The organism is Cellulophaga algicola DSM 14237 (assembly GCF_000186265.1).
GTDB lineage: Bacteria > Bacteroidota > Bacteroidia > Flavobacteriales > Flavobacteriaceae > Cellulophaga > Cellulophaga algicola.
The window spans coordinates 1,864,848-1,877,533 of the sequence record NC_014934.1; the positions used below are offsets into that span (position 1 = coordinate 1,864,848).

Annotated in this window: 10 protein-coding genes; 4 read left to right on the forward strand and 6 right to left on the reverse strand. The window is 34.4% G+C overall.

What is annotated here, in order from left to right; translation table 11 throughout:
* Window positions 1–580: 580 nt before the first annotated feature.
* Window positions 581–1,792 (reverse strand): GTPase HflX, encoded by a 1,212-nt coding sequence (gene hflX, locus CELAL_RS08045; protein WP_013550411.1) that lies wholly within the window; start codon window positions 1,790–1,792, stop codon window positions 581–583.
* A 162-nt stretch (window positions 1,793–1,954) separates the two neighbouring features.
* On the opposite strand from hflX, the gene CELAL_RS08050 reads away from it, so the two are divergent.
* Window positions 1,955–2,932 carry an endonuclease/exonuclease/phosphatase family protein gene (locus CELAL_RS08050; RefSeq protein WP_013550412.1) on the forward strand — a complete coding sequence of 326 codons (978 nt, stop codon included), beginning with the start codon at window positions 1,955–1,957 and terminating at the stop codon, window positions 2,930–2,932.
* A 116-nt stretch (window positions 2,933–3,048) separates the two neighbouring features.
* Window positions 3,049–5,262: a S8 family serine peptidase gene (locus CELAL_RS08055; protein ID WP_013550413.1), complete on the forward strand. Its 2,214-nt coding sequence runs from the start codon at window positions 3,049–3,051 to the stop codon at window positions 5,260–5,262.
* A gap of 60 nt (window positions 5,263–5,322) precedes the next feature.
* Here CELAL_RS08055 and CELAL_RS08060 read toward each other — a convergent pair whose 3' ends face one another.
* Window positions 5,323–6,036, reverse strand: coding sequence for a 3'-5' exonuclease (locus CELAL_RS08060; protein ID WP_013550414.1), 714 nt, complete (start codon window positions 6,034–6,036; stop codon window positions 5,323–5,325).
* Window position 6,037: 1 nt separating this feature from the next.
* Window positions 6,038–7,831, reverse strand: a complete 1,794-nt coding sequence (locus CELAL_RS08065; RefSeq protein WP_013550415.1) for a DUF4153 domain-containing protein — start codon at window positions 7,829–7,831, stop codon at window positions 6,038–6,040.
* Window positions 7,832–8,034: 203 nt separating this feature from the next.
* On the opposite strand from CELAL_RS08065, the gene CELAL_RS08070 reads away from it, so the two are divergent.
* A complete protein-coding gene (locus tag CELAL_RS08070) occupies window positions 8,035–8,790 on the forward strand; it encodes a hypothetical protein (RefSeq protein ID WP_013550416.1) in 756 nt (251 codons plus the stop codon).
* 182 nt (window positions 8,791–8,972) lie between these two features.
* Here the strand turns inward: CELAL_RS08070 and CELAL_RS08075 are convergent, their stop codons facing one another.
* The 3 genes from CELAL_RS08075 to hemB form a co-directional block, all read right to left on the reverse strand.
* Window positions 8,973–9,446 (reverse strand): methylated-DNA--[protein]-cysteine S-methyltransferase, encoded by a 474-nt coding sequence (locus tag CELAL_RS08075; RefSeq protein ID WP_013550417.1) that lies wholly within the window; start codon window positions 9,444–9,446, stop codon window positions 8,973–8,975.
* Window positions 9,447–10,565: a CNNM domain-containing protein gene (locus tag CELAL_RS08080; RefSeq protein WP_013550418.1), complete on the reverse strand. Its 1,119-nt coding sequence runs from the start codon at window positions 10,563–10,565 to the stop codon at window positions 9,447–9,449. It abuts the gene before it with no gap.
* A 103-nt stretch (window positions 10,566–10,668) separates the two neighbouring features.
* Complete coding sequence (gene hemB / locus CELAL_RS08085; protein ID WP_013550419.1) at window positions 10,669–11,655, reverse strand: porphobilinogen synthase; 987 nt, start codon at window positions 11,653–11,655, stop codon at window positions 10,669–10,671.
* Between the two features lie 154 nt (window positions 11,656–11,809).
* Here hemB and CELAL_RS08090 point away from each other — a divergent pair, with 154 nt between their 5' ends.
* Window positions 11,810–12,685 carry an ABC transporter ATP-binding protein gene (locus CELAL_RS08090; protein WP_013550420.1) on the forward strand — a complete coding sequence of 292 codons (876 nt, stop codon included), beginning with the start codon at window positions 11,810–11,812 and terminating at the stop codon, window positions 12,683–12,685.
* Window position 12,686: the final 1 nt, after the last annotated feature.

Consider the following 12,686-nt stretch of genomic DNA (forward strand, 5'->3'; position numbering starts at 1 on the left):
GAACTTATACTTATTGTTAATCATGTGCTTCGATTGGGGAACCGTTACACGGGTTTTTAATTTAATAGCTTCATTAATTTGGGGAAAAACTCCGCTATTAAATACGATGTAAAGGTACTGAGGAAGATGGGTTTTTGAAGAAGTTTTGTTGTGAAGCTGTCCTATTTTGTTGTAAGACATATAAACGGTTCAATTTTATCGATAAGAGGTTTTTATTCCTTATTTTTTCCTACAAATTAAAGTTGCTTACGTGCTAACTATTGAATACAAAAAAAGCCTGCGAGTTTAATTTCTTAAACATGACAGGCAAATTTTTTGGCTAGTCTTGGGGGACTAATAATTTTTTGTAAGCTTTCGTAGGTCAAGCACATGATTTGGGAATCTCAATGCTTTTCGGTTAATACATAAAGTGTAACTTGGGGTAAACACGATAGGTTAACTACACCTCAAAGATAGTAGCAAATACCGTAAGTGACACTTTTATGTTGTGAACCCCTGCTTTTTTGTTGCGAAAATGTCAACGGTATCATTTCTTCGATTAAATGCCTATTTTATGATTATAGGAGGTAAGAAAAATAACCTAATACTCGTCTAAATGCTCTGGATAAAGAAAATTATTATACGGAAAACGAGTTACATGAATATCTCGTACTTCGTCATAGATTCTTTTTCTAAATTCGTCTAGATTTTCTTTATTAATAGCAGAAATAAATAAAGCTCTATCTCCAACTTTTCGCATCCAAGTTTGTCGCCATTCGTCTAAGGTAAAATGTTCCTCTGTTCGTTCCGTAATAAGGTCATCATCATCTATCGTTTCATGGGTAAACTGGTCAATTTTATTAAAAACCATAATGGTCTTCTTATCGCCACTTCCTATTTCTCCTAAAATTTTGTTTACAGAAGCTATATGCTCTTCAAATTGGGGGTGAGAGATGTCTACTACATGAAGTAATAAATCTGCCTCCCTAACTTCATCTAGCGTACTTTTAAAACTTTCGACTAATTGCGTAGGAAGCTTACGTATAAAACCAACAGTATCACTTAATAAAAAAGGTAAGTTGCCAACAACTACTTTCCGTACGGTAGTATCTAGCGTTGCAAATAATTTATTCTCTGCAAAAACATCACTTTTACTAACCACATTCATTAAAGTAGACTTCCCAACATTGGTATATCCTACTAAAGCTACACGAACTAATGCACCGCGATTTCCTCTTTGAGTTTCCATCTGTCGGTCTATCTTAAGGAGCTTCTTCTTTAATAAAGTAATCCGGTCACGTACAATACGTCTATCTGTTTCAATTTCTGTTTCTCCAGGTCCACGCATACCAATTCCCCCTTTTTGACGCTCTAAGTGGGTCCATAGACCTTTTAAGCGAGGTAGTAAGTATTCATATTGTGCTAGCTCAACTTGTGTTCGAGCATAGCTTGTTTGGGCCCTTTGCGAGAAAATATCTAAAATTAGGTGTGTACGATCTAGAATTTTACACTTTAATTGCTTTTCAATATTTCGTTGCTGTGCAGGAGAAAGTTCATCATCAAAAATAACACAACCAATTTCGTGCTCTTCAACATAAGCTTCTACATCCATCATTTTACCACTACCTATGTATGTTTTAGGGTTTGGTAAGTCTACTTTTTGAACAAATCGTTTATAAACTTCGCCTCCCGCAGTATAGGTAAGAAATTCTAGCTCGTCTAGAAATTCTTTTACCTTGACTTCGTTTTGATCCTTATTGATAACACCAATAAGTATCGTTCTTTCATAATCTATTTCTTTTTGTTCTAACATATGTCAAATTAAAGTACAAATTTACGGAATACTAGTGTAGCTATTTTGTATTTTTGAAAAAGAGGCTATTAATTTAATAATAGCCTTGTACCTTTTGTATTTAGCCGTATTCATTAATTAAGGTTATATAAAATTAGGCAACAAAACTTCATTCTTTATTTTATGTTCTTTTCAAAATTTTTTAAGAAAAAAGTACAAGATAGTATGCATACTGTTGCATTCTACAATTTAGAAAATCTTTTTGATACAGAGGACAATCCTGATAAATTAGATACAGATTACACGCCTAACGGAAAATTGAAATGGACTCCCGAGCGCTATCATTCAAAACTTTTTAAATTAGCATCTACTATATCTAAAATTGGTTTTGATGCTATAGGCAAAGCTCCAGTATTAATTGGTGTGGTTGAAGTGGAAAATAAAAAGGTATTAAAAGATTTATTGGCAGAACCTGTATTAGCATCCAATGCGTATGATTTTATTCATTATGATTCTCCTGATGAACGAGGAATAGATAATGCCTTAATTTTTGATAAACGTTTTTTTCAAGTTATACATTCTGAAGCGATACCTCTAAAAGTTTTTAATTTAGATGGTCAACAAGATATGACTCGAGACATTTTATATGTTCATGGAAAATTGAATGAAGAAGAAGTACATATTTTTGTGAACCATTGGCCGTCTCGAAGAGACGGTGGCGATGAAACAGAGTATAAAAGAATAAAGGCTGCAGCTACAATTATTAACTTTATGAAGGTTCTTGAGGAGAAGTATAGCGAACCTAATTATATTGTTATGGGAGATTTTAATGATGGACCCCAAACAGCTAGCGTTAAAAAACTCGTAGGTGAAAAAAATCTTTTTAATCCTATGGAAAAACTTTTAACACCTAAAAGAGGAAGTGCCAACTATAAGTTTAAATGGTCTTTATTTGATCAAATTCTTATTTCTCACAGTTTTTTGAACTTCGAAAAAAAGACACATAGTTTCAATTCTTCCAATATCTTTGATGATCATTTCCTAACGGAGTTTAAAGGAAAATTTAAAGGGAGCCCTTTTAGAACCTACGTTGGGAGACGGTATATGGGAGGGTATAGTGATCATTTTCCAGTGTACATACACCTAAAATTTAACAAATAAGACACTTAAGTGTTAAAAAATGATAAACGTATTTCGTCGAATATAAGGTGTTACTTGTCGGTAGTTTAGTGGGTTTGGTGTATGTTTGTAATCCAAATCTTACTAAACAAACTATCATGGACTACAGTAGACTTTCCCCAAACCGGGTTTATTCGTGTGTTTTAATGGCCATAACAATGTTGAGCTTATCAGCTATTCAGGCACAGTCAAAATCCAAAATTCAACATATTCAATCTAAATACAATAAAAGTGCTTTAGCCAAAGTACAGGATGAATTTTCTAGAGATTTCACAAAAAAAGATATCACCCTTAGAGCTTTTGCTAAAAACAATGGCCTAAAAATTTCTGAAACCTTAAATGATGGCAACCAAATAGAGCTTGTTGATATAGGAGCAGATGGTACCCCCTTATATTATAGCACATTCAGTGATAATTCAAGTATGGTGTCCAGAGCAAATACCTTGTATACAGGCGGTGCGCTAGATTTAGGCATCAGTGGACAAGGAATGAAAGTTGGTGTTTGGGATGCGGGAATAGCGTTACTTACCCACCAAGAATACAGCTCTAGAGCAATCGAGGGAGACAATACCTCAGAAATAAATGCTCATGCTACTATGGTATTGGGTAGTATGATTGCCAAAGGAATTAAATCTCAGGCTAAAGGGGTTGCTTATAATGCTACTGCCATTTCTAGCGATTGGAAAGCAGATAAAGTAGAAGTGATTACAGCGGCTGCAAACGGATTGTTATTGTCTAATCATTCTTATGGCATTAGGCCTGATTTTGTGCCTGATTGGTATTTTGGTGCGTACATTCAAGTAGCTAAAGATTGGGATAGAATTATGTATAACGCTCCTTACTATTTAATGGTAACTGCAGCAGGAAATTCTCAAAAATTAAAATTTAACGATGCACCTATTTACGGTAAGACTACAGATGGGTTTGATTTGTTGCTAGGCTTTTCTACTACTAAAAACGGAATAAACGTTGCCGCTGTAGAATCAGAGATTGATAATAATGGAAACTTAGTAAATGCTGCTGTAGCTAGTTATAGTAGTCATGGACCAACAGATGATGGCCGTATAAAGCCAGACATTGCAGGTTGTGGTGCAAATATCTTATCTACACAATCTAGTGGAGAGAAAAATTATGATACCTATTCTGGTACTTCAATGGCTGCTCCAGGAATTACAAGTGCAATGCTATTGCTACAAGAATATTATGATAGACTCAATGGAGACTTCATGAAAGCATCTACCTTAAAAGGTTTAGTATTACATAGTGCTGATGATGTGGCTGCACCAGGACCAGATTATAAAATGGGCTGGGGTGTCATGAATACTAAAAAAGCAGCGGAATTAATTGTAAATAATGAATACTCTTCTTTAATCATCGAAGAAAGTTTAGCTCAAGGGGAAACCTATAGTATTACTGTTGATGCTAGAGTAGGCGAAGAATTTTTGGCTTCTGTCTCTTGGACAGATCCTGTTGGAGATTTTGTAAATAAAGGAGAATTAAATAGTATGACTCCGGCATTGGTTAATGATTTAGATATTAGAGTTACAAAAAACAATGTGGTTTCATTGCCTTGGAAGTTAGATCCAAGAAATGCTAATGCTGCAGCTGTAAAAGGAGATAATCTTGTAGATCCTTTTGAAAAAATTCAACTAGATAATGCTACAGGTACCTATACAATTACTATTTCGCATAAAGGTAAATTAACGAATGAAAATCAGGTGTTTTCATTAATCGTTTCCGGTGCATCTACTTCTAAATGTAATGCAATTTCTCCTTCAGAATTTACGATGAGTTCTACTTATTCAGATGCCATAGACATCAGTTGGGAAGCTATAGCAGATTCTTTTTTTGAAGTTCAGTATAAAAAAGAAAATGATGTAGAGTGGAATACTAAATTTTCAGAAACGAATGATGTTTCTCTTGAGAATTTGGTTAATGGCGGTACGTATATCGTAAAATTAAGAACAAACTGTACTACAAATATTTTCTCGGAATATACAGAAGCTTTTAAATTTACTTTTGATGGCGTCCTTACGGATGATCCTTTTAAGGCAGAAGCACAAGAGGTTGTAGTTATATCAGACAAATTAAAGTTTTCAGTACATCCTAACCCTACAACAGACCAAATTACCATTGACGGTCCATTAAGTGATAATGCCTATTATAGCATTGTATCTAGTACGGGAACCTTGCTTAAAAAAGGGAAGGCGAAATATAATGATATTCAGGTAGATGATTTGTCTTCTGGCTTTTATTCACTAACAATTTTTGAGGATGGCGAACAACAATCAATGAAGTTTATAAAGAATTAGAATTAGATTTGGATATGGAGTTAAAAGGGAAGTTTTTTAGTAAGATGCTTCCCTTTCTTTTTAAATTTTTTTAATCTCTTCTGCCGTTAATAGTGCGTCATTTCTTAATCGTAGAAATACTTGTGCCGTAGTGACTACATCTAACTCGCAATAGGTCACAATACGGTCTAGATCTTTATCCTCGTAATACACGTTTCTTACCATACTCCCATCAATATCACCTTTAGGAGAAGGTATTCCCAATACATTAGCCATAAGTTTTAACGAAGAATAATGTTTATAATCACCAAATTTCCATAATTCCATGGTGTCTAAATGTTCTATTTCCCAAGGTTTTCTACCGAATAAATTTAGTTTATTAGGTAAGTCTATGGTATTAATAAGCATTCTTCTAGCGATATACGGAAAATCAAATTCTTTAGCATTATGGCCACAAAGTAAATATTTTGGCTGGCTAAAGTGACTATCCAATAAAGCTTTAAATTCATTCAAAAGTTGCGCTTCTTCTCCATGAAACGTGGTAACTCTAAACGTTCTGCTTTCGCCGCTAAACTTAAAATATCCAACAGAAATACAAATAATTTTTCCGAACTCCGCCCAAATACCTGCCCGATCATAAAACTCCTCAGCCGTAAATTCATCTTTTCGTTGGTATTGCGATTTATGATTCCATAAGTCTTTTTTTTCCTCATCTAGTTCCTGAAAATTTTCTTTTTCAGGAACTGTTTCAATGTCTAAAAAAAGGATATGTTCTAAGTTTAGTTTCTGGAGCATGTTAGTTTTGCTTTAAAAGTAAAAAGGCACTCATATTTTGCAATTCAATACCCTCTTTCGTTTTTCTGAAACTCAACTCAGAAAAAATTAATTTACAGGTTAGAGTCGTTGAGGTAATTTCTAGCGTTAATTCTGTTGTAGGAGCTCTATCTAAATTGTTTCCATATTTAGATAGTTCTATTAGTTTTTCAGTCAAGGGTATTTCTAAAGCAAGCGTATCGTTCTTTGTACTATAAATTCTTAAACTTTGATTGCTTGGATAGCGTGCTAAATAATGGGAATCCATTTCGATGCGTTCTTCAGAATTCATGTAAAAATTTATGTACGTAAAAGAATCAAAACCGTTTATACTCGTATAGGTATTTCTTGTGTTAGAAGAATATAAACTGTAATAGGAGTCATACTCATCTTCTGGTATGGATGTAGTATCTACTATAAACGCAATACTGTCCCATATTTTTGTAGTATTTAACCAGCCAGTCTCATAGGTATTGTCGGTTACAGAATCCCTAAAATTTTCTAAATCTAGTTGTGTACTGCTATTAAGGCTAGAAACTTCCTTGCGATCTTCTAAGTAATCCATTATCTCTTGCAAACGATCTAACTCATCACTAGTAGCTATATTATCATTGCTTTTAATAGTAGTAAATAAGGTGTCAAACTGTTTTACTTGACTTGTTTTGGAGATATTAAAGGCACTCCATACGCCCACAGAAGATAGTATCGCAATGATAAATAAAGAGATAGGAATTACCTTTAAAGCTTTCTTAGAGCTAAATAATAGGTAAAGTATAATTCCCAAATTCCATAACGCAATAGCAAGCACAAAATACCTGTTTTCCGTAACACCATAATCACTAACCCTGCGTAAAATAGCAATAAACAGTAAAATATTTAATGGAATAAGAAGGATGTAAAACCAAGGGTAGAATTTATTAATTGTCCATGACTTTAGTTCTTTCTGTACGGGGTTAATAATAATTTGTATGATATAACCTAAAAGAGATAAAGCAATTACTAAATAAGATACCCAGCCCTTAGGAAGTTCCCATTCTATGATTATTTTTCCGCTATAGGCATAAAGAATTAGTATATAAAGAATGACTAAAGGAATGAGAATAAATTTAACCAGAACTTCTAGGGTTTTTTCAAAATAGATGGTCGTCTCCTTGAAAATATCTTTTGGGAAATCTGATACGTAAATCCATGTGTTTACAGTTCCTAAGCAGAAAATAAACAATTGTCCATACCTTCTACTTTGAATGTGAATTTCAAACAAAGCATCAATTGCCGCTAAAGCTAAGATTAGCCCTAAGTATAGAATACCAGAGTAGAACAAGCTTCTTAGGATAGCTATGCTTGTGTTTTTAAGGTAATTCCAATAGGCATTTTTCTCCCATTTTAAAATAAAAGGGGCAAAAAGTACAAATAGATGCCCAGCAATTAAATAAAGAAAAAATCTAAAGATATAAATAGGAGAGTCACCGTAATACTGAACAGCAGGCATATACCAGTAAAACAGCCCCAATAAGCCTAAAACAATTAGTTTAAGCCATTGCCATTTCTTAGGGTTTTTACACTGTTCAATAAAGAACTGTATCCCTATTAACCAACTAAGACCTACAATTAGGGTTAAGAGCTCGTCATTATGCTCTTTGAAGTAATTGTAGCTACTATCTTCCATGATTTTTATGAAAAAAGTAGACCCACCAACTGCCCAAAGCAGTGTAAGTGGGAAGCGAATAATAGCATTTTGTGCCTTAGCGCTTATTTCGGATATAGAGGGTATTTTCATAATGTAAGTGCTGTTAAATATAGGTCAAAATTATGAATCTTACTACGATGACGCTACCCTGAATATTGGGAATTCTATTATTTACGAACTAATGTTATTTCAAATAGCATTACCGATATAAGGTAATTTGTCGAAAATAGCATATAGGATTCAATATTTAGTAAAGAATGGAGTTATCAAGAAAACACCTAAATCTAATGATAATGAAATTCAAAAATGTAGCATTTATATTTTTAAGCTTAGGACTCTTTTCGTGTACGAATGATAGCTCTGATAACGAAGAAGCAATTGATATTATTTCTCCCGAAGATCCAGGGGATAGTGCAGCGACTTGTACAGATGTTGCTAATTATGTTTTTAAAGAAAAAGATGGCTTGGTAAAAATTGAATTTGAAAATGCTGTTTTTGATAGCAATTGGAAATTAAAAGAGGATGATAATGCAGCTTCAGGGAAAGGGTATATGGTCTGGGAAGGCGATCAATCTTTAAGTCAGCCAGGAAATGGTTTAGCCACATATGCTATTGCAATAAATGAAGCAGGAACCTATAGATTTGTTTGGAGGTCATCGGTGAAAACAGGGACTAGTGGTTCTGATCACAATGACACTTGGTTGCGTTTTAATGATGTAAGTAATTTTTTTGCTCAAAAAGGAGAAAGTATCGTTTATCCAGCAGATTCTGGAAAAACACCTAATCCAGAAGGTGCCTCTAAAGACGGTTGGTTTAAAATTTATAGAAGTGGTAGTGATTTAAACTTCAAATGGCAAGCAAGTACATTTGATAATAATTCTCATGATATATTTGTGACTTTTGATCAGGCGGGAACCTATACAATGGAAATTTCTGCACGTTCTTCTGGACATGCAATAGATGAATTTGTTTTGTTTAATGAATCCATTTCTTTGGCTGATGCCACTGCAGATACTGCTGTACAAAGTGCAATAACGTGTAATAATTAACCGTATTCTAAAACAATACCAGGAATATATAAAACCGACTAGCTAGTCGGTTTTATGTTTTGTATAGTTGTTGTTTAGTTGTGCTGTTATCGCCGTTTTACTAGGGTGTATCGATAAAATACAGCTTTTCTATTGTTGGATTGTAAGATAAGCTTCGTTGCAGACTAGGTAGTATGTAAAAATTAAAACAAAGAGGTCTGTTTAAATGGACTTTCATGTTCTAAAAGCCATTGTTTACGGTATAATCCTCCGGCATAACCTGTAAGAGATCCGTTACTGCCAATAACCCTATGACAAGGGACGATAATCCAAAGTGGATTTTTACCATTTGCATTAGCAACTGCTCTAATTGCTTTTGTATCTCCTAATGTTTTTGAAAGCCCAAGGTAAGATGTAGTTTTTCCAAAAGGTATTTCTTCTAAAGCTTTCCAAACACGTTTTTGAAAATCTGTTCCTTCTGGATTTAAATCTAAACTAAAAGCTTCGCGTTTTCCTTCAAAATATTCATTAATTTGATAGACGGCATCTTCCAACACCTCAGGGATTACATCCGTAACTATCTCTTCAGAATTGAGGACTATAAATTCAGAAATTCCTTCTTCGTTGCCTACTAATTTTGCAATTCCTAAGGGAGTTTTAATGTAGGCAGTTTCCATCTATTTATCTTTTTCAGGATCTAATACCCCTGCTTGTTGTGCTCTGTTTTCCCAATTTTTACGGGCCAGTGATTGTAGATCTGCTACATTATCACTTTCATCCATGATTTCAAGTCCTAAGAGTGTTTCAATAACGTCTTCTAGACTCACCAAGCCGCTCACAGAACCATATTCATCTACCACTAAAGCAATGTGTTCTCTTTTGGCAATAAACGTCTCAAAAAGCTCTGGTATAGGTGTGTTTCTTTTTGTCGTTAAAATATCTCTTCGAATTTCAGATAACGGAATGTCATCATTCTTATTAATAATTTCCTCTAGGATAACATCTTTCAGTACAAAGCCTGTAATATTATCTACTTTGTCTGTATATACCGGAATACGTGAAAATCTCAACTTAGGATTTTCTTCAAAAAAAGCACGGATAGTTTTTTTATCAGAAGCAATTTTCATAACTGCTCTAGGGGTCATCACATCTTTAACCAAAACTTCATCAAAACGAAGTAAATTTTTAATTATGGTAGATTCTGACTTTAGAAAAACACCCTCTTCATGGGCAATATCTGTCATTGCTGTAAAATCTTCTCTACTCAATACACTGCCGTGGTGCCCTTTTCCGCCAACCAGTTTGGTAAATAATTGAAGCACCCAAAGTAACCCTGTCCACTTTAACCCTAAAACCATTATTTTTAATGTTTTAGCGGTAAAATTTGCCAGTTGTCTCCAATAGGTTGCACCTATTGTTTTTGGGATAATTTCCGAAGCAATTAAAATAAGGATGGTCATCACCGTAGAAACAATACCCACCATAAGATCTTCGGTAAACGTAATGCCGAAAAAAGAGCGTTGCGTTGTGCCATATAATTCTGTATAGGCAACTTTTGCTTGTACCCCAACTAAAATTGCCCCTACGGTATGAGCAATGGTATTTATAGTAAGAATTGCAATTAGTGGTTTATCTACATCTTTTTTTAATTCTTCAAAAGTTACAGCATATGATTTACCATCTTTTTTTGCGACATTGATAAATGTAGGGGTAATGCTTAGCAATACCGCCTCTAAAATAGAACACAAGAACGAAAAGAAGATTGATATTACTGCGTAAAAAACCAGAAGACCCATAAAACTATATTTGAATGACTAAGATACTATTTATTTAAAAACTCGATGTTGCTTTAAAAAAGATAAAATTAAAGCTATCACTATAAGAAACGGCCCTTACGGCTTACATTAATTTTACGGCATCCTTTGCAAAGTAGCTTGCTATAATATTTGCTCCAGCTCTTTTGATGGCCATTAATTGCTCAATCATTACGGCGTCATGGTCTAGCCAACCTTTCTCTGCAGCAGCTTTTAGCATGGCATACTCGCCGCTTACTTGGTATACTGCAACAGGAACATCTACTTCATTTTTTATTTCACGAACAATATCTAAATAACACAATCCTGGCTTTACCATGACAATATCTGCTCCTTCTTCAATGTCCATTTGTGTTTCTCGTATGGCTTCAAAACGGTTGGCATAATCCATCTGATAAGTGCTTTTATTTTTGGGAACATTTTCCTGATCTACAGGAGCAGAATCTAAAGCATCTCTAAAAGGGCCGTAAAAGGCACTAGCATATTTGGCGCTGTAACTCATAATACCGGTATTGATAAAACCTTCATCCTCTAAGGCTTCACGAATAGTAAGTATTCTTCCGTCCATCATATCACTAGGGGCTACAAAATCTGCTCCTGCTTGTGCATGTGAAATACTCATCTCTGCCAAAAGCTCGGCAGATTCATCATTTAGTATTTGTCCATTAGCAACAATTCCATCATGGCCAAAAGAAGAATACGGATCTAAAGCCACATCTGTCATCACTAACATATCTGGGCACGCATTTTTTACGGTTTTAATAGCGCGCTGCATTAATCCCGCAGCATTTAATGCTTCGGTTCCTTTATTGTCTTTCAATTTATCAGGAACTTTTACAAAAAGTAAAACAGAACATAGACCCATGCTCCATAGTTCCTTTACTTCTTTTTCTAAAGTATCTAAACTTAGCCGAAAGTAATTTGGCATAGAAGCTATTTCTTCTTTTACACCTTTACCTTCTACCACAAAAAGCGGTACCAGAAAGTCACTCGGCGTTAATATAGTTTCGCGTACTAAGCTTCGTATTGCCTCTGATGTTCTAAGTCTTCTATTTCGTATTAATGGGTACATTGTATGATAATTTTAGATACAAATACAAAGATAAAGTAACCAATAGTATAAATCTTACGATATCAAGTTTTAAAAAAAGCATATTTACTGTAACAATTAGTACATTGAGGCTACTAACGATACAATCACAGTTAATAAGAAAAACCAGAAGACTATGCTTTCCATCAAAAATTTGAATAAAACCTATCCGAACGGAACAAAAGCGTTAAATAATGTAAACCTTGAAATTAGTAAGGGTATGTTTGGTTTACTAGGACCAAATGGTGCGGGTAAATCTACTTTAATACGTACTATTTCTACCTTACAAGTTGCAGATAGTGGGACTATAGAATTTGATGGAATAGATGTTTTTAGTCATCCAGAAGAATTACGCAAAGTACTCGGGTATCTACCTCAAGATTTTGGGGTATATCCTAAAGTATCTGCAGAAATGATGCTGAATCATATTGCTAAAATTAAAGGAATTCATACGACGAGTGATCGTAAAGCATATGTGGCAGATTTATTAAATAAAGTAAACCTCTATAAATTTAGAAAACGAAATTTGGGAGATTATTCTGGTGGTATGCGCCAACGTTTTGGTATTGCTCAGGCCTTAATAGGGAATCCGAAGCTTATAATTGTAGATGAACCTACAGCAGGTTTGGATCCGCTAGAACGGAACCGCTTTCATAATTTACTGAGTGAATTAGGAGAAGATGCGGTAGTGATTCTTTCAACTCACATTGTAGATGATGTGGTTAACCTTTGTACAAACATGGCAGTGTTTAACGAAGGTTCTGTGGTAGTGCAAGGACATCCGCAAGAGTTATCTAATTCATTAAATGGAAAAGTGTTTAGAAAGAGTATCGATAAAAGTGAGGTCGAAAAATACCAATCAGAATATGCTGTATTATCTACTTATTTGCGTAGTGGGAATATGAATATTAATGTTTTTAGTGATGCACCTCTGGTGGGTGGTTTTGAACCCGTGAATAATGACTTAGAAGATTTTTATTTCTACAGTATTAATCAACCTCAAACCGTATAGT

Coding starts and splice junctions, on each gene's coding strand:
- hflX (WP_013550411.1), bottom strand. CDS start 1,792: ATGTTAGAACAAAAAGAAATAGATTATGAAAGAACGATACTTATTGGT.
- CELAL_RS08050 (WP_013550412.1), top strand. CDS start 1,955: ATGTTCTTTTCAAAATTTTTTAAGAAAAAAGTACAAGATAGTATGCAT.
- CELAL_RS08055 (WP_013550413.1), top strand. CDS start 3,049: ATGGACTACAGTAGACTTTCCCCAAACCGGGTTTATTCGTGTGTTTTA.
- CELAL_RS08060 (WP_013550414.1), bottom strand. CDS start 6,036: ATGCTCCAGAAACTAAACTTAGAACATATCCTTTTTTTAGACATTGAA.
- CELAL_RS08065 (WP_013550415.1), bottom strand. CDS start 7,831: ATGAAAATACCCTCTATATCCGAAATAAGCGCTAAGGCACAAAATGCT.
- CELAL_RS08070 (WP_013550416.1), top strand. CDS start 8,035: ATGAAATTCAAAAATGTAGCATTTATATTTTTAAGCTTAGGACTCTTT.
- CELAL_RS08075 (WP_013550417.1), bottom strand. CDS start 9,446: ATGGAAACTGCCTACATTAAAACTCCCTTAGGAATTGCAAAATTAGTA.
- CELAL_RS08080 (WP_013550418.1), bottom strand. CDS start 10,565: ATGGGTCTTCTGGTTTTTTACGCAGTAATATCAATCTTCTTTTCGTTC.
- hemB (WP_013550419.1), bottom strand. CDS start 11,655: ATGTACCCATTAATACGAAATAGAAGACTTAGAACATCAGAGGCAATA.
- CELAL_RS08090 (WP_013550420.1), top strand. CDS start 11,810: ATGCTTTCCATCAAAAATTTGAATAAAACCTATCCGAACGGAACAAAA.